The 22,698-nt window shown below is 37.7% G+C and carries 17 protein-coding genes; 10 read left to right on the top strand and 7 right to left on the bottom strand.

The window, feature by feature from the left end; all coding sequences use genetic code 11:
* Positions 1-79: 79 nt before the first annotated feature.
* The 3 genes from uvrC to ABVM49_RS04855 all read left to right on the top strand — a co-directional run bounded on the left by uvrC (position 80) and on the right by ABVM49_RS04855 (position 5,002).
* Positions 80-1,876, top strand: a complete 1,797-nt coding sequence (gene uvrC / locus ABVM49_RS04865; RefSeq protein ID WP_380031713.1) for an excinuclease ABC subunit UvrC — start codon at positions 80-82, stop codon at positions 1,874-1,876.
* The gene (locus ABVM49_RS04860) at positions 1,873-4,104 is read left to right on the top strand and encodes a patatin-like phospholipase family protein (RefSeq protein WP_405203267.1); all 2,232 of its coding nucleotides are present in this window, start codon (positions 1,873-1,875) and stop codon (positions 4,102-4,104) included. The genes uvrC and ABVM49_RS04860 overlap by 4 nt, the downstream gene beginning before the upstream one ends.
* Before the next feature lie 130 nt (positions 4,105-4,234).
* Positions 4,235-5,002, top strand: coding sequence for a hypothetical protein (locus tag ABVM49_RS04855; RefSeq protein ID WP_405203266.1), 768 nt, complete (start codon positions 4,235-4,237; stop codon positions 5,000-5,002).
* Between the two features lie 68 nt (positions 5,003-5,070).
* Here the strand turns inward: ABVM49_RS04855 and pyk are convergent, their stop codons facing one another.
* The 6 genes from pyk to ABVM49_RS04825 all read right to left on the bottom strand — a co-directional run bounded on the left by pyk (position 5,071) and on the right by ABVM49_RS04825 (position 11,052).
* Positions 5,071-6,498: a pyruvate kinase gene (gene pyk, locus ABVM49_RS04850; protein WP_405203265.1), complete on the bottom strand. Its 1,428-nt coding sequence runs from the start codon at positions 6,496-6,498 to the stop codon at positions 5,071-5,073.
* Positions 6,498-6,980, bottom strand: coding sequence for an IPExxxVDY family protein (locus ABVM49_RS04845; RefSeq protein WP_405203264.1), 483 nt, complete (start codon positions 6,978-6,980; stop codon positions 6,498-6,500). Before ABVM49_RS04845 ends, pyk begins: the two co-directional genes overlap by 1 nt.
* A gap of 99 nt (positions 6,981-7,079) precedes the next feature.
* Positions 7,080-8,720 carry a sensor histidine kinase gene (locus ABVM49_RS04840; protein ID WP_405203263.1) on the bottom strand — a complete coding sequence of 547 codons (1,641 nt, stop codon included), beginning with the start codon at positions 8,718-8,720 and terminating at the stop codon, positions 7,080-7,082.
* Positions 8,721-8,809: 89 nt separating this feature from the next.
* A complete protein-coding gene (gene rnc / locus ABVM49_RS04835; protein ID WP_038598085.1) occupies positions 8,810-9,547 on the bottom strand; it encodes a ribonuclease III in 738 nt (245 codons plus the stop codon).
* 7 nt (positions 9,548-9,554) lie between these two features.
* On the bottom strand, positions 9,555-10,808 hold the full coding sequence (gene fabF, locus ABVM49_RS04830; protein WP_375251862.1) for a beta-ketoacyl-ACP synthase II: 1,254 nt from the start codon (positions 10,806-10,808) through the stop codon (positions 9,555-9,557).
* A 10-nt stretch (positions 10,809-10,818) separates the two neighbouring features.
* Positions 10,819-11,052: an acyl carrier protein gene (locus ABVM49_RS04825; RefSeq protein WP_013750595.1), complete on the bottom strand. Its 234-nt coding sequence runs from the start codon at positions 11,050-11,052 to the stop codon at positions 10,819-10,821.
* Positions 11,053-11,229: 177 nt separating this feature from the next.
* Between ABVM49_RS04825 and ABVM49_RS04820 the strand changes: the two genes are divergently transcribed.
* The 4 genes from ABVM49_RS04820 (at position 11,230) to ABVM49_RS04805 (ending at position 15,546) form a co-directional block, all read left to right on the top strand.
* Positions 11,230-11,823: a phosphoribosylglycinamide formyltransferase gene (locus tag ABVM49_RS04820; RefSeq protein WP_405203262.1), complete on the top strand. Its 594-nt coding sequence runs from the start codon at positions 11,230-11,232 to the stop codon at positions 11,821-11,823.
* 4 nt (positions 11,824-11,827) lie between these two features.
* Positions 11,828-12,463, top strand: a complete 636-nt coding sequence (locus ABVM49_RS04815; RefSeq protein ID WP_405203261.1) for a viroplasmin family protein — start codon at positions 11,828-11,830, stop codon at positions 12,461-12,463.
* Between the two features lie 207 nt (positions 12,464-12,670).
* Complete coding sequence (locus ABVM49_RS04810; RefSeq protein WP_035326150.1) at positions 12,671-13,603, top strand: PfkB family carbohydrate kinase; 933 nt, start codon at positions 12,671-12,673, stop codon at positions 13,601-13,603.
* A gap of 44 nt (positions 13,604-13,647) precedes the next feature.
* A complete protein-coding gene (locus tag ABVM49_RS04805) occupies positions 13,648-15,546 on the top strand; it encodes an amidophosphoribosyltransferase (RefSeq protein WP_405203260.1) in 1,899 nt (632 codons plus the stop codon).
* A 346-nt stretch (positions 15,547-15,892) separates the two neighbouring features.
* Here ABVM49_RS04805 and ABVM49_RS04800 read toward each other — a convergent pair whose 3' ends face one another.
* Entirely contained in the window at positions 15,893-16,501 is a 609-nt protein-coding gene (locus tag ABVM49_RS04800; protein ID WP_035326152.1) for a superoxide dismutase, read from the bottom strand.
* A gap of 267 nt (positions 16,502-16,768) precedes the next feature.
* Here ABVM49_RS04800 and ABVM49_RS04795 point away from each other — a divergent pair, with 267 nt between their 5' ends.
* From ABVM49_RS04795 to ABVM49_RS04785, 3 genes are all read left to right on the top strand, one after another.
* The gene (locus tag ABVM49_RS04795; protein WP_405203259.1) at positions 16,769-19,906 is read left to right on the top strand and encodes a UvrD-helicase domain-containing protein; all 3,138 of its coding nucleotides are present in this window, start codon (positions 16,769-16,771) and stop codon (positions 19,904-19,906) included.
* Between the two features lie 24 nt (positions 19,907-19,930).
* Positions 19,931-21,124 (top strand): glycine C-acetyltransferase, encoded by a 1,194-nt coding sequence (kbl, locus tag ABVM49_RS04790; protein ID WP_405203257.1) that lies wholly within the window; start codon positions 19,931-19,933, stop codon positions 21,122-21,124.
* 120 nt (positions 21,125-21,244) lie between these two features.
* A complete protein-coding gene (locus ABVM49_RS04785) occupies positions 21,245-22,657 on the top strand; it encodes an OmpA family protein (protein ID WP_405203256.1) in 1,413 nt (470 codons plus the stop codon).
* The last annotated feature ends 41 nt before the right edge of the window (positions 22,658-22,698 follow it).

Here is a 22,698-nt window from a genome sequence, read left to right as displayed (position 1 = left end):
CGCTTTCTTTAAGTAGATTTTAACGTGATTTTTTATGCTTTCGCGAAAGCGTAATACCAATCATATACTATCTTTGGGTATGCCTGCTGCTCCAATAGAACTTCAACTCAAGACCCTCCCCACCAGCCCGGGGATATACCAATATTACGATAAGAATGAAAAATTACTATACGTAGGTAAGGCAAAAAATCTCAAAAAACGTGTGTTATCTTATTTTAACAAAACACACGATAACGGGCGTATACGCACAATGGTGAAAAAAATTTACGAGATGAAACACATCGTCGTAGAGACCGAAACAGATGCGCTCCTTCTGGAAAATAGCCTTATAAAAGAGTATCAGCCGCGGTATAATGTCTTGCTTAAAGATGATAAAAGTTACCCGTGGATTTGTATTAAAAACGAGCGCTTCCCAAGGGTGTTCCCTACGCGTAGATTAATTAAGGATGGTAGTGAGTACTTTGGCCCATACACGAGTATGAAAACGGTGCGTACACTTCTAGATTTAATAAAAAATCTTTACAAATTGCGCACCTGTAATTATGACCTATCTAAAGAAAAAGTAGACGCTGGTAAATTTAAGGTTTGTCTTGAATATCACTTAGGTAATTGCGAGGGGCCCTGCGAAAACAAGCAGTCAGAGCAAGAATATCACGAGCATATAGAGCACATACGACAGATTGTGAAGGGAGATTTTAAGGACTCTCTGGCTCGCTTTCGCGAAAAAATGAAAGCCCACGCCGAAGCAATGGAGTTTGAAGATGCACAGCGCATTAAAGAAAAACTTGACATACTAGAAGGCTACCAGTCTAAGAGTACCGTTGTAAATCCAAAAATAAGTAACGTAGATGTTTTTTCTATTATAAGTGATGAAGGCTACGGCTATGTAAACTTCTTACAGATAAGCCACGGTGCTATTATAAAATCACACACCTTAGAACTCAAAAAACAACTAGACGAAACAGATAAAGAACTGCTAGAGCTAGGTATTATAGAAATACAACAACGTTTTGATCATAACTCAAAAGAGATATATGTGCCATTTCCGGTAGATCTTGGCTCTAGATTTAAAATCACTGTGCCCAAGCTAGGAGACAAAAAACGCATACTAGAACTCTCTGAGCGTAACGCAAAATACTACCGTATGGAGCGTTTTAAACAAACTAAAATTGTAGATCCAGATCGCCATACTAATAGAATTATGGCACAAATGAAAGTAGACCTACGACTTAGTGAAGAGCCTAGACACATAGAGTGTTTTGACAACTCAAACATACAGGGTACAAACCCCGTTGCCGCCTGCGTGGTGTTTAAAAACGGTAAACCCAGTAAAAGTGACTATCGTAAGTTTAATATAAAAACTGTCGAGGGTCCAGATGATTTTGCAAGTATGGAAGAGGTCGTATTTAGAAGATATAAACGCTTGCTTAATGAAGGAGAACCACTACCTCAACTCATTATTGTAGATGGTGGTAAAGGACAACTATCAAGCGGCGTAAAGGCACTAGATGACTTAGGGCTGCGTGGTAAGATTGCAATTATAGGTATAGCAAAGAGGCTTGAAGAACTGTTTTATCCTGGTGACAGCATCCCGCTATATCTTGATAAAAAAAGTGAGACCCTTAAAATCATACAGCATTTACGCAACGAGGCTCACCGTTTTGGTATTACCTTTCACCGCAACCAGCGCAGTAATGCTGCACTAGGGACAGAACTAGATACCATAAAAGGTATAGGTGAAAAAACTATCGTAGATTTACTTAAACATTATAGATCTGTTTCAAAAGTAAAAACTGCTTCAAAAAAGAGTCTTACAGAGGTGATAGGGCCAGCAAAAGCAACAATTATCTATAACCACTATCACGTAAAACAATGAGAAAACTCCTCCTCATCGCAATAACGCTACTCGCCATACCTATCTATGCGCAAGATGTGCCAGAAGGTGATGTAAAAGTAGGTCTTGTGTTAAGCGGTGGTGGTGCAAAAGGACTTGCTCACATAGGTGTTCTTAAAGCTATAGAAGATGCAGGTGTGCGTATAGATTATATTGCCGGCACAAGTATGGGAGCCATCGTAGGCGGTCTTTATGCATCTGGTTATACTGCTCAACAACTAGATTCTATTTTCACTGCGGTAAATTTTGATAATATCATTCAGGATAATTTACCTCGTAGAGCAAAAACTCCTTATGAGCGTCAAGATGATGAGCGATATGCCATCACCCTCCCTTTTGACAATTTTAAGGTCTCCCTACCTAGCTCACTTAGTAAAGGACAAAACACCTATAATCTTCTTGTTAAGAACCTTGATCACGTGTCTGACCTTACAGATTTTAGTAAGCTGTCCATTCCCTTTTTGTGTATCGCTACAGATGTAGAAAATGGAGAACAGGTAGTCTTAGAAGAAGGTTACCTACCAGAGGCCCTAGGTGCTAGTGGGGCTTTACCATCGCTTTTTAGTCCTGTATTGCTTGATGATAAAGTCCTCATAGATGGTGGTGTGGTAAATAATTATCCGGTAAAAGAGTTACGTGATAAAGGGATGGAGATTATCATAGGAGTAGATGTACAAGATACCTTGCGAGGTAGAGATCACCTCAAATCTGCCACAGAAGTACTCTTACAGATTAATAACTATCGCACTGCAAAAGCGATGGAAACGAAAAAGAAGGACACAGATGTTTATATAAGACCCGCCATAGATGACTATTCTGTGGTCTCTTTTGATCAAGGTCGTGAGATAATAAACCTTGGGGAGACTAAGGCAAAGGAGCAGTTTCAAACTTTACAAGCTATAGGGGTGAGGCAAAAACCGCTTTCGCGAAAGCGTGTTTCACCCACCATAAAAGATTCTATACAAATTGCTACCGTTAGTATTACTGGTAATGAAAAATACACACGTGCTTACGTACTGGGGAAGCTTAAGCTCACACCACCGGTTAAAATTTCTTATGAAGATTTTTATAATGGATTAAATAACCTCTCTGCAACCGAAAATTTTGAAAAGATAGGCCACCGCTTACAAAATGTAGCGGGTGAAAAAGTATTGCACTTAGAGCTTCAAGAGTCAAAAAGCACACAATCATTGCGCCTTGCGTTACATTATGATGATTTATATCGAACTGCGGGCCTTGTGAATTTTACAAAAAAAAGAGTTCTATTTAAAAATGACGTTGCCTCTTTTGATCTTATACTAGGTGACAACATTCGGTATAATTTTGATTACTATATAGACAAAGGTTTTTACTGGAGCGTGGGTCTTAAGTCTTCATACACCTCTTTTGAAAAAGGCGTAAATGCCCAACTTTTTGATGCCACAGATGGGGTTTCTCTCGAAGGTATAAATCGCGTTAACCTAGGCTATCAAGATGTATCAAATAGGATATATTTACAAACCATACTGGCAAAACAATTTTCTTTTAATATAGGTGTACAGCATAAGTTTCTTGATGTAGAAACAGAGACTGTACTACCTACTACAGAGGGAGAAACCGCTGTAATCTTTGACAAAAGTCATATGGGTGGGGCTTATTCTCAACTCAAATATGACTCGCTTGATAACAAGTATTTCCCAAACTCTGGAGTGCTATTTGATGCAGATTTTGATGTTTATTTATTTTCATCAGACTATAATAATAATTTTAGTGAGTTTGGTATTGCAAATGCAAGATTTATGTATGCCGCAAGTCTTTCAGATCGCATCACGACAACAGTTGAAGCCGCTGGTGGATTTAAATTAGGTGGTACAAATAATAGGTCACTAGACTTTGCACTAGGGGGATATGGTGCAAAAAGAATAAATAATATTATCCCATTCTTGGGGTATGATTATTTAAGCATACTAGGTGACGGTTATGTAAAAGCTGTATTTGATATAGACTATGAGATTTTTCCCAAAAATCATATTAATGTTTCTGCAAATTTTGCAAATGTAGGGTATGACCTTTTTGATAGTACTAAGTCCTGGTTACCTCCACCAGAGTATTCTGGATACTCCTTAGGTTATGGCGCAGAGACCCTACTGGGTCCTCTTATAATAAAATATACATATAGTCCAGAAGTAAAGAGTAGCGAGTGGTTTATAAACCTTGGTTTTGAATTTTAATTTGCGTTAAGGCAATAATAGCAAGGGCTAAGCGTTGTCGTAGTTTTATCATTTTTTTAACGATACCTCAGTAATTTGTGGCACATATCGTGGTTTCTCTTGATACATTGTTTAACCAAAATCATCAATTATGAAAAACCACATCTTCACCCTTGCTATTATTTCAATTGTAACATTAGCTAGTTGTAACTCTAAGTCTAATAAGGAGGAACCGCAACAAAATAATGAGCTTATTGCGATTGCCTCTCCCAGTAATGAACTTACAGAAACTTACTATTATGTAAATGCAACTTCAGGCTTATCTCTGCGCTCTGGTACAAATCTTAAATCAAAAAAACTTCTTGTTCTCCCTTATGGTGCTCAAGTAAAATACTTAAGTACTCCACAACATACAGCAATGACCCTAGGAGGTATCTCTGGCGAGATGGTTGAGGTAAGTTATCAAGGAGCTACTGGTTTTGCCTTTAATGGATATCTCACTACTCTAGCCCCTCCTCAACCTCGAGAGACGGTAAAAGATTATGCAAATCGCATAAGTACAAAAGATCATATAGTAAATGTGGTTACAAAGGCTCATAAAGACGGAGAGGCATATGGTATGACAACATCTATAGAGCTACCCTCTAAAACTTGGGAGGAAACGTATAAAATCACACAACGCCTATTTAATTTACCTAAAGAAATTCAGCCCAATTTCAACACTAAGGGCTCGGTAACAATTTTGAACAAAGAAAAAAGAGAAAGAACACTTACAGACGAGCTTACTATAAATGTAAGTCCCAAAGGCAAAATACAAAACCTAGCATATGCCTATAATCTTAAAAACTATAAGCGTACGGTTGTAGTAACAAAAACACAGAATGGATTTCTCATTACAGAAGTAGAGGACTCTAAATAGTGGGTGACAAAATCTAGAGCATAAAAAAGGAGCCATATAGGCTCCTTTCTTCTATTAATTTAAAGCGTTTATACTTCTGAAACTCTTAACGTATTTACCATACCCTTCTCTGGTAATGGCATTGCAACGAGATTAATAAGCATATCTCCTTTATGTACAATACCAGTATCTACCGCAAGCTGTCTTATATCTTCTACAGTTTCATCTGTGCTTACAAACTTGTCATAAAATAATGCTTTTACCCCCCAAAGCAAGTTGAGTTGTGTAAGTATGCGCTTGTTAGATGTAAAAACAAGTATATGTGAAGATGGTCTCCACGCCGAAATTTGGAAAGCAGTATACCCACTATTAGTAAGCGTTGTAATCGCTTTTGCATCTATCTCATCTGCCATATGAGCAGCGTGATAACATATTGCTTTTGTAATGTAACGTTTAGTCTTAATGTGTGGTGGTGCTTGTGGCACTTTTATTAGGTCTGAATCTTCTACATTACGACATATAGACGCCATTTTTTCTATTACTTGTACAGGGTACTTCCCTACAGATGTCTCTCCAGACAGCATTACCGCATCTGCTCCATCCATTACAGAGTTTGCCACATCATTTACTTCTGCACGTGTAGGTGTAAGGCTTGAGATCATAGTTTCCATCATCTGGGTAGCTATAATTACTGGTATTCTTGCCTTTTTTGCTCTTAGAACTAATTGCTTTTGTACAAGTGGCACTTCGTGTGCTGGTATCTCTACTCCTAGATCGCCACGAGCCACCATAAGAGCATCACAATAAGCCACAATCTTATCTATATTTTCTACAGCTTCTGGCTTTTCTATTTTTGCAATAATAGGCACTTTATGATCTGAGTGCTCTTTAATAAGTTTTTGTAATTGCTGTAAATCCTCTGCGTGACGCACAAATGAGAGTGCCATCCAGTCTACTTTAAGCCCTAACGCAAAAATGGCATCTTTTACATCCTTTTTTGTAAGTGCTGGTAACGATATATCAGTGTTAGGTAGGTTTACTCCCTTTTTAGAACGTAGTGGTCCACCTTGTATCACCTTTGCTTCTACTTCTGTCTTACCGTCTGTTTTAATGACCTCAAACATAAGCTTACCGTCATCTAGTAAGATGCGCTCACCGGCTTTTACATCTCTAGGAAACTGCTTATAGTTCATATAAACGCGTTCCTTTGTTCCTTCAAATTCTTTTTCGGTTGAGAAGGTAATGATGTCTCCCGGGTTTACGATTACCTCTTCTTTCATTTTACCTACTCTAAGCTTTGGGCCTTGTAGGTCTGCAAGTATAGAGGTATTAAATCCAGTTTCTTCACTGAGCTCACGTATCATTGCAACGCGCTCCTTAACGTCTTCATAATCTGCGTGCGAAAAATTGATACGGAAAACGTCTACCCCGGCATTCATCATATCGAGTAAAACTTCTCTCTTACTAGTTGCTGGCCCTAGCGTAGCAACAATTTTGGTTTTTTTTCTTGTCGACATTATTCAAAAATTAAGTGTTCTTTATTCTTTAGTGCGTTTACATCTACGTCATATGCTGTGACGATCTGAGGTATTTGATTCAAAATTTTTAAGGTTTTTGCTTTCGCGAAAGCGTTACCATCCTCAATAACTTTTATAAAATAGTCTACTTGTTGTAGTTCTGGTATAAAATAAGCCGTTTTAAGGCTTTGTTGTGCTTCAAATAGCCCTGTGGAGACCTCTGAATTTATGGCCACCTTAGACTTGTTTGAAAACACGTAGTAGTCTATATACTGTTGCTTATCATTAAATTCAAAACAAGGATATCTTGTTGTGCTATCATATTGTGTTAATAAGAGGTCTTCGCGGGTTCTGGATAAGCGAACTTCTAAATTTTTATTAAGTAAATATGCTAGATAATAGGGCTCTAATGAACCGTGTATGGCTATGAGTGTGAAGTCATAACCAATGGAATCTTCTAAAAGAATTTTATACATTCCCATAGTGATAAAGCAAGTGAGAAAGATACAAAGAAGCATCTAAAGCAAGTGGGGGGATATGTAAAACTTACGTAAACGTTTTCGTTAAAATTGGGTGTTTTTTTATGATTTTAAAGGTAATGTAAATGTGACTATGGTTCCTTTACCTTCTTGAGATTCTATACTTAAATCACCGTTGTGGGTTTTTATAAACTCATTAGATAATATTAGGCCTAACCCTGAGCCTTTCTCATTACGTGTTCCTTTTTGAACTGTAGTTTCTGTAAGACTGAGTATTTTTTTTCGATAAGCATCTGTCATCCCTATCCCGTTATCTTCTATTGTAAAAATAAAATCTTGAGCTGTTTTTGAGAACTCTATGACTATGATATCATTGTCATTTGAAAACTTAATCGCGTTAGATAATAAATTTCTTATCACTGTAGCAATCATATTTTTATCGCCCTCTACTGTGCCTTTAAAACTAGATTCTAGACGTACGTTAATCCCTTTTTGCTTTAAATTATCGCTATATACCTTAATTTGATCTTTTGTAATAGCTAGAATATCTAGGGGTATAGGTTCATACTTTATTTGACCTGTTTCTAGCTTAGACCACTTGAGCAAGTTATCTAGTAAGGATATGCTGTTGCGACTAGAATCTTCTAGTGAATTTATAATAGCAGCAGTTTGCTTACTCTTAAACTCTTCTTGCTTTAAAACATCCAAAAAATTTATCACAGAAGATAGAGGGCTTCTTAAGTCGTGAGCTACAATAGAGAAAAATTTATTTTTTGTAGCAACTACCTCTGAGAGTCGTTTATTTTGAGCTGCTATCATTTTGTCCTTACGCTCATAAACGTAAAACTGTACAACTAAAAATAGCATAAAGCCTAGTAAGGCTAAGTACCAAATCAAAGAGGTTATAAACATAACCATACTATTCTCTTGTGGGCGTTTATATGCGGTACTCACTACAAATTTTTTGTTATAAAAATTTACTGTGGTTGATACATATGACTCATCTGGGATGTTAAAGTTTTTAAAGTACTCTGGGTCTTCTGTTTTTGCATAACACTTTTGACCATTATAAGATTTTGCACGGTCAAAGTAATTTCCGTTTCCTGCTTGAAATCTATAGACAAAATCTTCTTTGTTTACATTCTTGTAAACACGATCTATTATAGGCGCAAACTCTGCTACGGTTGTAATATAACCTTTAGATACTCCATTGTCATCTAGTATGCCAAAACCTAACGGAAGACCTACAATACCTTCTATAAGGTTTGTAGGATTTGATGCATAATATTTACTACTACGCATTAAAGTGTCCATCCTACTTATACCAGATTTACCTATGATTTTTTCTAAAGAAGTACCCTCCAAATTTTCAAGGGCAGTCTTTTTCATTGTAAAATCAAATTGAAAAATATGATTTGTGTCTAAGTATGAAATACTAAATGGTGGAGGTATGGATAGATCTCTAAGCTGCATATCTAAGAGGTACTTTATGTCTTCCTCTTCTAGATACTCACCATCTGTGATTTCTATATATGCTTTAATACCAGAGACAAGAGCAGCATAAGTGTTTAAAGAGCTTTGTAACTCAAATGCGGCTCTTTTATTTGCTCTATCAAGTTGTAAGTATTGTGTCTCTTCTTTTTGTTTGGCAATATTTGAAGTTACCCAGTTTACCGCAAGCGCTGTAACTAGTGCGAGTAGTGTAAATACGAGATAATATTTTTTTGGAAACTTCACTGACATAATTATGAGCATTTCTGCTCTAGAACTTAATCTGCTAAGGTAAAGATGATTACGTCGCTAATGTAGTGAAATGATTTATAAATTAAAGTCTACTGTGACTCAATTTCTCGTTGATATGCATAAAATGCACGTTTTGAGGCTATCTCTTCGGCTTTTTTCTTACTTGTAGCACGTGCCTTGGCAATAATTTTACCATCTATATGTAGACGCACACCAAAGTGCTTTACTGCATCTTGACCCGTATCTTCAAAAGTTTCAAACTTGAAAGTATGTTTTTCCTTTTGACACCACTCTATAAGAACGCTCTTATAACTTATAATCCGCCCCTCTAGTTTTTCAATATCTACATAAGGCTCTATAACTCGCTTTGCTATAAACTTCTCACAGTAACGATAACCGCGATCTAGGTATATAGCTCCGACAAGGGCCTCAAAGAGATTACCGTGTATGTTTGCACCAAAGTTATCTATAGGTATACTAGCCTTCACATATCTTACAAGGTTAAGATCACGCCCTAGCTCATTGAGATGTTTACGACTTACTACTTTAGATCGCATTTTTGTGAGATACCCTTCATTACCTCCTTGTACTTCATTAAAAAGGTGCGCTGCAATGACAGACCCTAGCATAGCATCCCCTAAAAACTCAAGTCTCTCATAGTTGAGAGGATTTCCATCTTCCTTTTTAAGGCCTAGAGATCTATGTGTAAATGCCTTTTCATAAATTGCAAGATTCTTAGGTTTAAAACCTATAATGGATTGCATACGCATAAAAAAACTCCCGTCCTTTTCAGCACGAGAGTTAAATATTTTTTTAAACGTACTCATCTATATATTAAGCGTCTAATTTTTTAAATAATACACAAGCATTGTGCCCTCCAAAACCGAAGGTATTGCTCATTGCAACATTTACTTCTTTTTCTTGCGCTTTGTTAAGCGTAAGGTTAAAAGATGGGTCTATATTTTCATCTACAGTAGTATGATTTATAGTAGGAGGAACGAGACTGTGCTGCATTGCAAGTATTGCTGCAATAGACTCTATAGCTCCAGCTGCACCTAGTAGGTGACCTGTCATAGATTTTGTAGAATTAATATTAATATCTGCGGCGTGCTCACCAAAAACTTTTGAAATAGCCTTAAGCTCTGCAACATCTCCTAGAGGTGTTGATGTACCGTGGGTGTTAATGTGGTCTACATCTTCAGGGTTTAAACCTGCATCTCGTAAACAATTAAGCATCACTCGCTCTACACCTATACCGTCTGGATGTGGTGCTGTCATATGATAAGCATCACTTGACATACCTCCACCTAGAACCTCTGCATAAATCTTTGCACCACGTGCTTTTGCGTGTTCATATTCTTCTAGTATTAATGCTCCTGCTCCCTCACCTAGTACAAAACCATCTCTGGTTGCATCAAAGGGTCTAGAAGCCGTCTCCATATCATCATTTCTGGTAGATAAGGCGTGCATTGCATTAAAACCTCCCATACCTGCTGGTGTAACAGCAGCTTCACTTCCTCCAGTTACAATAATATCACAATGACCTAAACGTATATAGTTTAGAGCATCTATCATCGCATTTGCAGAAGACGCACAGGCAGAAACCGTTGTATAGTTAGGCCCCATAAAACCGTGCTTGATAGAGATATTACCAGGAGCAATATCTGCAATCATTTTTGGGATAAAGAATGGGTTGAACCTAGGGGTACCGTCTCCAGCACCAAAGTTTAGAACTTCATTTTGAAAAGTCTCTAGACCACCTATACCGGCTCCCCATATAACCCCAACTCTAAATTTATCAACAGAGTCAAGGTCTATGCCCGCATCATTGATAGCCTCATCTGAGGCTACCAATGCGTACTGAGCAAATCTGTCTAGCTTACGAGCTTCTTTCCTATCAAAGAAGTCGAGAGCATTAAAGTTTTTAAGTTCACAAGCAAACCTCGTTTTAAACTTTTCTGCATCAAAATAGGTGATGGGCGCGCACCCGCTTTTCCCTGTAGAAAGTCCTTCCCAGTATTCCTGAATATTATTTCCTATCGGGGTAAGTGCACCAAGTCCGGTAACTACTACTCGCTTTAACTCCATATGTAGGGACTTATTTAGCCTCTTCTATATAAGATACTGCTTGACCTACGGTCGCAATATTTTCTGCTTGATCATCTGGAATCTGGATATCAAATTCCTTTTCAAACTCCATAATGAGTTCCACTGTGTCTAGTGAATCAGCGCCTAGGTCGTTTGTGAAGCTTGCTTCAGTTACAACTTCGTTTTCGTCTACTCCTAATTTGTCTACGATAATCGCTTTTACTCTTGATGCAATGTCTGACATAATTTTCTAATTTAAATTTTTATTTAAGTCGCAAAAATAACAAACTTTACGGTTAAACAAGTTTGCAACTCAAAAATGTGAAGGTAATTTACGGAAATATAAAATAAGTTCCTTTCTATAACCTTCAAATAGTTACTAATATTTCTTTATTTCGCACCCACAACAGCAACAAGAAAAATGAAACGAATTGTGATTTTTGCCTCGGGTAACGGTACAAATGCCCAGCGTATTATAGAGTATTTTCGGGATCGTACGGATGCACAAGTCGTGCAAGTACTTACTAACAACCCGCGTGCCAAAGTTTTAGAACGCGCCACAAAGCTAGATGTACCGGCATTAAGTTTTAACAGAAAAGCTTTTTATAAAAGTGATGATGTTCGGCATTTACTCACTGCAACAAAGCCAGATCTTATCGTTCTTGCTGGCTTTTTATGGCTTTTTCCAGAAAAAATCATTTCGGCATTTCCAGATAAGGTCATAAATATACATCCTGCGTTGCTCCCTAACTTTGGCGGTAAAGGGATGTACGGGATGAATGTGCACGAGGCTGTTTACGCTTTCGCGAAAGCGGAATACCTTAAAAATTCCACTCAAAAAATCCACACAGGCATCACCATACACAAAGTAACACCCGAGTATGATAAGGGAGATTTTTTATTTCAAGCCAAAGTTGAAGTCACTCCAGAAGACACCCCCGAAGCAATTGCCGAAAAAATACACCAGCTAGAATACACGCACTTTCCAGAGGTAATCGCAAAGTTCTTATCTTAGAGAGATGGCAAAAAAAGAAAAATTCTATGTGGTCTGGGAAGGTAAAAAACCTGGAATCTATACCTCTTGGAAAGATTGCAAGGCAATGATTACTGGTTATGCTGGGGCAAAATACAAGAGTTTTGAAACCTTTGCTAAAGCAAAAACCGCTTACAATGGAGACTATAGTGACTTTAAAGGCTCCTCAAAAAAGAAAAAAGTACTCACCGCCGAAGAAAAAGCAACATACGGCGAGCCTAACCTCTACTCTATCGCGGTAGATGCGGCAAGCTCTGGTAACCCAGGCGTGATGGAATATCGTGGGGTAGATACTCAAACAGTAAAACAACTCTTTCACCAAGGGCCTTTTAAACAAGGGACTAATAATATAGGAGAGTTTCTAGCGCTTGTACACGGGCTGGCCTACTTAAAAAAGATAGGTAGCGACCGTCTTATATATAGTGACTCACGCATCGCGATAGGCTGGGTAAAAAAGAAGCATTGCAAGACTAACCTCAAACAAAGTCAAAAAAACAAAGATGTTTTTGACCTCATCACACGCGCAGAGCAGTGGCTTAAAACAAACACCTACACAACCACCATCGTAAAATGGGAAACCAAAGCCTGGGGAGAAATTCCAGCAGATTTTGGAAGGAAGTAAATAATCTTATGAAAACAGAAAAAAAGAAAATATATACGATGGCAATTTCGGCTTTTCTTACCACGCTGGTTATAAGAAACTGGGATGCTTTAAAAAGTTTTATTGCCAGTTTATTTGCATAATTTAATTTAAAATTTTCGCGAAAGCGGTCTCCTTAAAGTTGAGTTGTCAAACATTCAAAACCGTATATTTGCACAAAAATTATAGATGAGTAAATTGGTTATTGTTGGTTCTTGCGCTTTTGATGCTATAGAAACACCTTTTGGAAAAACAGATAAAATTATAGGGGGAGCTTCTCCTTATATAGGACTTGCTGCGGCACAGTTTGATAATGTTGATCCAGCCATTGTAGCCGTAGTAGGTGATGACTTCCCTCAAGAGTATCTTGATTTTCTTGCAGAGAGAGGTATTAATACAGACGGTATAGAGGTTGTAAAAGGTGGTAAAACATTTTTCTGGAGTGGTAAATATCATAACGATATGAACTCTAGAGATACACTAGCAACAGAGCTTAATGTACTAGCAGATTTTTCTCCTAAGGTTCCTGCATCACATAAGGAAGCACCTATTGTAATGCTAGGTAACTTGCAACCACAAGTACAGCTTAGTGTTATCGAGCAAATGGATGTAAAGCCTAAGCTTGTGATACTAGACACAATGAACTTCTGGATGGATATCGCGCTTGATGAGCTTAAAACTACGCTCAAAAAAGTAGATGTTATTACTATAAATGACGAGGAAGCGCGCCAGTTGAGCGGAGAGTACTCACTTGTAACTGCTGCAAAGAAAATTCACGAGATGGGACCTAAGTATGTAGTCATTAAGAAGGGCGAGCACGGAGCACTTATCTTTGAAGGAGATAAAATGTTTTTTGCGCCAGCGCTGCCACTGTCAGACGTTTTTGACCCTACGGGAGCTGGAGACACCTTTGCGGGAGGATTTGCAGGTTATATTGCACAAGCAGGAGACACTTCTTTTGAAACAATGAAGACGGCTCTTATATATGGCTCTTGTCTAGCATCCTTTACTGTAGAAAAATTTGGAACAGAGCGATTACAATCTGTAACCCCAGAAGAAATAAAAGAAAGATTGCATCAGTTTAAACAACTTGTTCAATTTGACATAAACATAAACGACTAAATCCTGCGCTCCAATTTTCTGGAGCGCTTTTGTTTTATAAAGCTATGAGTGACGCTATTAAGCACGAATGTGGTATTGCAGTAATAAGACTAAAAAAACCACTAGAATTTTATAAAGAAAAATACGGTACCGCTTTTTACGGTGTAAACAAGATGTACCTTATGATGGAAAAACAGCACAACCGTGGTCAAGACGGAGCTGGTTTTGCCAGCATAAAACTAGATGTTGCTCCTGGCGAGCGTTACATCTCAAGACAGCGCTCTACGGCACAACAACCTATACAAGATATTTTTGCAGAGATTAATGGGCGTATCAATACCCTAATGACGGCAAATCCAGATAAGAAGGATGACGTAGCCTGGCAAAAAAGTAATGTCCCTTACATAGGTGAGCTACTATTAGGTCACGTGCGATATGGCACCTTTGGAAAAAACAGTGTAGAGAGTGTACACCCTTTCTTGCGTCAAAACAACTGGATGCACCGTAATCTCATAGTTGCCGGTAATTTTAATATGACTAATGTAAACAAGCTTTTTAACAAGCTCGTGTCATTAGGACAGCACCCTAAGGAGCAAGCAGACACCATCACAGTGATGGAAAAAATAGGTCACTTCCTTGATGATGAGGTAGCAAAACTTTACAAAAAACTAAAAAAGGAAGGCTTTAATAAACAACAAGCCTCACCTCAAATTGCAGAGCGCCTTAAGGTGGCAAAAATTTTACGCCGTGCCTCAAAAGATTGGGATGGCGGTTATGCAATGGCCGGACTTCTAGGTCACGGAGATGCATTTGTACTAAGAGATCCAGCAGGTATACGTCCCGCATATTATTTTGAAAATGACGAGGTAGCCGTGGTAGCAAGTGAGCGCCCAGTTATACAAACAGCCTTTAATGTGCCTTTTGAAGAAGTAAAAGAGCTAGATCCAGGTGCCGCAGTTATTGTAAAGAAAAACGGAACGCTTACAGTAGAGCAAATTTTAGAACCGCTTACGCGAAAAGCTTGTTCCTTTGAACGTATCTATTTCTCAAGAGGCTCTGATGCCGAAATATATAAAGAGCGTAAAATGCTAGGTCGTCTTCTTATGCCTCGAGTATTAGAAAGTATAGATCACGATACAAAAAACTCTGTTTTTTCTTTTATACCTAACACCGCCGAAACATCTTTTTACGGGATGGTAGAGGCAGCGCAAGATGAGCTCAATAGACAAAAAGGACAAAAAATTCTCGCTGCAAAGGGAGATCTTACAAAAGCACAGCTCACAGAGATTTTATCACAGCGACTGCGTACCGAGAAGATAGCTATAAAAGATGCAAAGCTTCGTACATTTATTACAGAAGATAGTAGTCGCGATGATCTAGTAGCACACGTTTATGATGTTACCTATGGAGTAATAAAGCCAGAAGACAAGCTAGTAATTATAGACGATAGTATCGTGCGAGGTACCACTCTTAAAAAGAGTATTATCAAAATGATGGCTCGTTTAAATCCAGCCAAAATCATTGTAGTATCAAGCGCCCCTCAGATTAGATACCCAGATTGTTATGGTATAGATATGGCGAGACTTGAAGATTTTATAGCATTTAGGGCTGCTATAGCTTTACTTAAAGACAATGGTAAGGAGGATCTTATAGATGAAGTATATAAACAATGTAAAGAACAAGTAGATCTTAAAGATAAGCACGTTAAGAACTATGTAAAGCGTATTTACGAACCATTTACACAGCGCGAGGTTTCTCAAAAAATAGCAGAGCTTCTTACAGATGACACTGTAAAAACCGAAGTAGAAATTATCTATCAAACGGTAGAGAGTTTACACGAAGCTTGTCCAGAAAACCTAGGAGATTGGTATTTTACCGGAGACTACCCCACAAACGGTGGACACCGTGTAGTAAATAAAGCCTTTATAAACTTTGTAGAAGGAAATAAAGAAAGAGCTTACTAATGGCGTTCTTAATTAAATCATAAATTGCTCAAAAACTGTGTATTTCGTCTAAAAATTGAGTTTTTTATCTAAAAATTGCATCATACTTAAAAAATGACTCTTATATTAGCAAAGCCATAGCATAAGTAGGTTAAGTTAATGGTAGATTTGGGGCAAAAAAAGGTGGATCTTTCCACCTTTTTTTATGCGCAATCTTTACATAAAGTGATGTAGTCAATTTCTTATTAAAAGATTTTATCACATCTCATTATAAACTCTGCTAGAGTAAGATCCTCTTAAAAAGTTAAGACATAAAAAAAAGGTCCATTCTGATGAATGGACCTTTTTAATTTATATAAACTATCGCTTATTTGTTTTGAGCATATAGAGCGCTTACTTTTTCCCAGTTTATTACATTAAAAAATGCATTTACATAATCTGGACGTCTGTTTTGATAATTAAGGTAGTATGCGTGCTCCCATACATCAAGTCCTAAGATAGGAGTTCCTCCACAACCTACTTTAGGCATAAGTGGGTTATCTTGATTAGGTGTTGAGCAAACCTCAACTTTTCCACCTTCGTGCACACATAGCCAAGCCCATCCTGAACCAAACTGTCCTCCTGCTGCAGATGAGAACTTGTCTTTAAAAGACTCAAAGTTTCCGTAAGCCGCGTTTATAGCCTCTGCAAGTTCACCCGTAGGCTCTCCTCCACCGTCTGGAGACATAACTTCCCAAAAAAGTCTGTGGTTATAAAAACCTCCACCATTGTTACGTACAGCAGTGTTAGACATATCTAGGTTAATAAGTATATTTTCTATAGTCTTACCTTCAAGGTCTGTTCCCTCTATGGCATTGTTTAGTTTATTAGTATATCCAGCGTGGTGCTTGCCGTGGTGGATCTCCATAGTCTTTGCATCTATATTAGGCTCTAGAGCATCTTTTGCATATGGTAATTCTGGTAAGGTAAATGACATTTCTCTTTCGTTTTTGGTTAAACTTCAATTCTGATTTTAACAAAGTTACATAAAGTAAGGTATTCTTTATGTTATAGAATTCTTATAAATAGGTGTACGCTTTCGCGAAAGCGTAATAAAACACAACAAATTAACGCAACCGTTTAGAAATTAAAGGTCTTATAATTATAGACATTCATTTTAGGGGTATTATAGGTGTCTATATAATTATTAGGTTGAGGTTTGACAAAGCCACCTTTATGGGTGGCTTTTTGCTATCTTAGTGCTATGACCGAAAAGAATACATTTATTGTGCTCAATGCCTCTGCAGGATCTGGTAAAACATATAGTCTTGTAAAGCAATACATCACTACGCTTCTTAAAAGTAAGGATCCTAATAAGTTTAGACATTTACTTGCAATCACTTTTACAAACAAGGCAGTTGCCGAGATGAAAAACAGAGTGCTCGAAACTCTTAAAGCCATAGGTGATTATAAGCAGGGTGATAAACCAGATATGCTAGATGATCTGGCTAGCGCTAGTAACTTGCCGGTAGATGAGGTGGTCCATAAATCAAAGGAGATTCTCAATAGAATTTTACATAATTATGCTGCTTTTGATATTGTTACGATTGATACACTTACGCATAGAATTATACGCACCTTTGCAAAAGATCTTAATATCTCTAGCAGTTTTGAAGTGTCTCTAGATCAAAAAACGCTCAGCGCACAAGCTGTAGATGCTCTTGTTGCAAAAGTGGGTGTAGATGATACCATTACTAAGGTACTCGTAGATTTTGCTCTTGAAAAAGCAGATGATGATAAGAGCTGGGATATAAGTAGAGATTTACTAGAAATTGCCACGCTATTACATAATGAAAATGATCTCAAGGCGCTAGAACTTCTAAAAAGCAAATCATTATCAGACTTTGATGAGCTTGCTACATTTCTTAACACTCAAATTAAGTCTCTGGCTAGTAAACAGCAAGAAACGGGTAAAAGTCTTTTAGACTTTATACACACATTAGGTCTAGATCAAAAAAGTTTTGCCAGCGGCTATTACTATAAGTTTATAGTACAAGTGGCTAGTGGCATAAAAGGTCTAAAATATTCTGGTTCTGGTTATAAAGACAATATCGAGGAGTATGCATTTTACACAAAGGGACAAAAAGATGATATAAAATCTATAATAGATGCAAATAGAAATCGCTTTGTAGACGACTTTTTAAAACTAAAATCTCTTGCCTCGCAGCAAAAGAAGTATGAGGCTTTTCGCTCTAAGCTTATACCACTTTCTGTTTTACACCTTATTAAAAAGGAGCTCGACCTTATTAAGGAAGAAGAAAATGTATTGCTTATATCAGATTTTAATGCCCTTATTTCAAAATCGCTTAAAGACCAACCTGCTGCATTTTTATATGAGCGGCTCGGTGAGCGATATACAAATTACTTTATAGATGAGTTTCAAGATACCTCGGTGATGCAGTGGGACAATCTCGTCCCACTTATAGATAATACGATAAGTAGCGCCTCTAGTGATGAAGTAAGCAATTCTTTATTACTCGTAGGTGATCCAAAACAAGCTATATATAGATGGCGCGGTGGTGAGGCAGAGCAGTTTATTGCTCTTAGCCACCAGATTAATCCTTTTACTACAGAGGCTACTGTGGCTCGCCTAGACACTAACTATAGAAGTAATGAGTCTATTATTCATTTTAATAATAGTTTTTTTACACACCTTGCCGTACACTTTGATAATGAGCTCTATAGTGAGATTTATAAAACAGATAATGCACAAGGCACAACTAGCAAAAAGAATGGATATGTTTCCCTAGAGTTTATCGATTATGAGAATAACGAAGAGGCAGACCTTCTATACCCAGAACGAGTTATAGAAATCATTAATGAAGTTACGGCTCAAGGGTACTTGCACTCGGATATTTGTATTCTTACAAGAAGTAATAAACACGGTACACACATTGCTCAAGTTTTACAAGAGGCAGGTACAGAGGTTGTCTCCTCAGAGAGTTTACTTATCGAAAATTCTCCTACCGTGCAGTTTATACACAACTTTATTACAATGCTTTCTTTTCCAAAACAGTTAGAGTATAGACTTGCTGTACTTTACTTTTTAGGAACACATTATTCTATAAAAGACACCCACAATTTTTACAGTACTCATACGGCTAGCACATTATCAGAATTTTTAGAGCAGCTCAAAGCTTTTGATGTTTTTATACATCTCGATTACTTAAAAAACCTCTCTCTTTATGAGTATATAGAGTACGTTATACGCTCCTTTTACTTAGCTCCAATATCTGATGCATATGTAGTGGCATACCTCGATCTGGCTTATAATTATGCTCAAGCTCACAGTGGTGGTGTTTTAGGTTTTATAGACTACTGGGAAGAAAAAAGAGAAAAAGCAAGTATCGTAGCACCAGCACAAGACAATGCTGTGCAGATAATGAGTATTCATAAATCAAAAGGGCTTGAGTTTCCAGTAGTAATATATCCTTATGCAGACTCAGACTTGTATCGCACTCGTGGCGAGCACCAGTGGTTCCCTATGGAAAATGAAGATATTAATGGTTTTAACACCTTAATGGTTCCACATAATAGTGCGCTTAACGATTTTGGAGAGGCGGGTGCTGCTCTTTTTGAAAAAAGAAATAATGAGCAACAATTTGACACCATAAATGTACTTTATGTAGCTCTAACTCGTGCCTCAGAGCGGTTATATGTGTTATCACGCTTTCGCGAAAGCGTAAAAAAAATAGGTTCATATAGTGACCTTTTTATCGATTATCTTCAAAACAACAATTTGTGGAATAACGACCAGCGAGAATATAGTTTTGGCAGCAAAACAGCCGCTATTAAAAAAAACAAAACTTCTGATTATCAAAATTTTACACCCACCATTCGGTCTACAGCCAAAGAAGAGTTAGGTATACAAGTAATTACTCAGGCTAGTTTTCTATGGGATGAGAAAAAGCAAAATGCAATTACTTATGGTAATCTCATACACGAGTTAATGGCCGCTGTTACAGACCACAATACAATTACAGCGGTAGTTGATGATGCTGTGCGCCACGGTATTATACCTCAAGAAAGCCGAAAGGTTATGACGGGCATAATGAATCAGGTTGTCTCACATCCAGACCTAAAGTTATTTTTTGAAGAAGAAAACACCGTTTATAATGAGCGTATGATACTGGCTAGTGATGGTCGTTTTCACATACCTGATCGTGTTGTAGTTACTCCAGATGGAAGTACTATAATTATAGACTATAAAACGGGTGCCCATAACGACTCTTATGCAAAACAACTTGCAACCTACGCCGGGTTATATCAAGAGATGGGTTATAACGTAACTCATAAACTGATTGTTTATATAGACAGCACTATAGAAGTAGTCGCGGTTTAATACCTTTGTAAAAAACAAACACATATGTACGGTAGTATACAACAACACTTACAAAAAGAACTTGCAGAAATTAAAGATGCAGGACTATATAAAAAAGAGCGCATTATCACATCTCCTCAAGATGCGGTAATCACAATTTCTACAGGAGAAGAGGTAATAAACTTTTGTGCAAATAACTATCTAGGGCTGTCATCACACCCAGAAGTAATACAAGCTGCAAAGGACACTATGGATACTCACGGTTTTGGGATGAGTTCTGTACGTTTTATTTGTGGTACACAAGACATACATAAAGAATTAGAGCAGCGTATTGCCAAATTTTATGGAACAGAAGACACTATATTATATGCTGCTGCTTTTGATGCAAATGGTGGTGTTTTTGAACCGCTACTAGGTAAAGAAGATGCTATCATATCTGACTCGCTTAATCACGCTTCTATTATAGACGGTGTGCGCCTATGTAAAGCTGCGAGATATCGCTATGCAAATAATGATATGGCAGATCTAGAAGAGCAACTTAAAAAAGCAAATGAAAATGGTGCTCGTCACAAAATAATAGTTACAGATGGTGTATTCTCAATGGACGGTCTTGTTGCTCCACTAGATAAGATCTGTGATCTAGCAGATAAGTATGATGCCCTTGTAATGATAGATGAATGTCACGCTACAGGTTTTATAGGTGAGCGCGGTATAGGTACGCTAGAAGAAAAAGGTGTTTTAGGTCGTGTAGATATTATTACTGGTACATTAGGTAAGGCACTAGGTGGCGCAATGGGAGGATATACAACTGCAAAAAAAGAGGTTATAGAAATACTACGCCAGCGTAGTCGTCCTTACTTATTTTCAAATTCTCTTGCTCCAGCCATTGTAGGTGCTTCAATAAAAGTCTTAGATTTATTAGAAAAAGACACTTCTTTACGAGATAAGCTAGCAGAAAACACAGCATATTTCAAAAAAGGAATGAAAAAAGCTGGTTTTGATATTATAGATGGAGACTCGGCAATTGTGCCTGTAATGCTCTATGATGCAAAGTTATCACAAGATATGGCAGACGCACTTTTAGAAGAAGGTATATATGTGATAGGCTTCTTCTTCCCCGTGGTACCAAAGGGAAAGGCACGTATTCGTGTACAATTGAGTGCTGCTCATTCTATTGAACATCTTGATGCTGCGATAGCAGCTTTTACAAAAGTGGGAGAAGGTTTAAAAGTAATTTAAACGGTCCTTACCCCCTGTTTGTAAGGGAGGTTTGGAAAAATTTAGTACTTTTAGCTTTGTTGATTAATTTTAACAACTTACTTTTGTCGGTAATTAACACTTAAAATTTAAGACTAAACAATGAAACATCTTAGCAGATTTTTAGTTGCAGCACTTATGATTCTTGCTTTAGGATCAGTGAATGCACAAGACGCAAACAATCCTTGGGCTATCTCAGTCGGAGTAAACGCAATTGACACATACCCAGTAGGTGACGCAATAGACGGAGTTCCTGGAGCTGGTGAATTAAGAGGAAACTTATTTGAAGAATTCTACAATGTTGAAGATCACTGGAGCATCGTACCTTCAGTTTCTTATGTAAACGTTTCTCGCTACTTAGGAGATGGTTTCACATTTGGAGTATCTGGTTCATTAAACAGAATTGACAAATTAGGAGATTCAAGACCAAGAAATGAATTACAATACTACGGAGCTGATGGAGATTTCTCTTATAGCTTAAGAGACCTTATCAATGGTGAAGGTGGATGGTTTGATCCTTCTCTTTCTGTTGGTGCTGGTTATACGTGGGTAGAAAGTTCACTAGACGGTGAGTTAGGTGGTTTTGGAACTGCAAATGCTGCTGCCGGAGTTAAAATTTGGTTAGGAGAAAACTTCAATATTGGTTTACAATCTAAATATAAGCACGCTTTTGAAGATGATGGAATCAAGCACTTTCAACACGTTGCTGCTGTAGGTATTGTTTTCGGAGGAAAAGATACAGACGGTGATGGTATATATGACAAAGATGATGCTTGTCCAGAAGTTGCAGGTCTTCCTGAGTTTGACGGATGTCCAGATTCTGACGGTGACGGTATCCAAGATTCTAAAGATGCTTGTCCTACTGTTGCTGGTTTAGCAGAGTTTGATGGTTGTCCTGATACAGATGGTGATGGTATTCCTGATCCTAAGGATGCTTGTCCTACTGTTGCTGGTATCGCTGCTTTAGGTGGTTGTCCAGATGCAGATGGTGATGGTATTAAAGATGCTGATGATACTTGTCCAAATGAGGTAGGACCACGTGCTAACAACGGATGTCCTTACCAAGATAAAGACGGTGACGGTGTATTAGATAAAGATGATGAGTGTCCAGACGTTGCGGGTACTGTAGCAAACAATGGATGTCCAGAAGTATCTGTAGAAGTTCTTAATGACCTTAATGTTCAGTTTAAGAATGTACTTTTTGATTACAACAAAGCTTCTTTACGTTCTGAATCTTACGCTACTCTTGATAACGTTGCTTCTATAATGATGGAGTACCCAACAACTCGTTTCCTTATCGAAGGTCACACTGATGATAGAGGACGTGATGCATATAACTTAGACCTTTCTGACCAGAGAGCTGCTTCAGTAAGAAGCTACTTAACAGGAAAAGGAATTCCAGCGTCTCGTTTAGAGTCTAAAGGATTTGGTGAAGCTAGACCAGTTGCTTCAAATAAAACTGCTGCAGGACGTCAAGAAAACAGACGTGTTGAGCTTTCTATTCTAGAGCAATAGAAATAAAATAAGATTTTTATAATCTTAAAAACGCCTCGCAA

Origin of the sequence: Dokdonia sp. LLG6352-1 (genome assembly GCF_045055815.1) — a bacterium.
Classification (GTDB): Bacteria; Bacteroidota; Bacteroidia; order Flavobacteriales; family Flavobacteriaceae; genus Dokdonia; species Dokdonia donghaensis.
The sequence above is the reverse complement of the archived record's forward strand: the minus strand, read 5'-3'. Positions and strand labels throughout refer to the sequence as shown.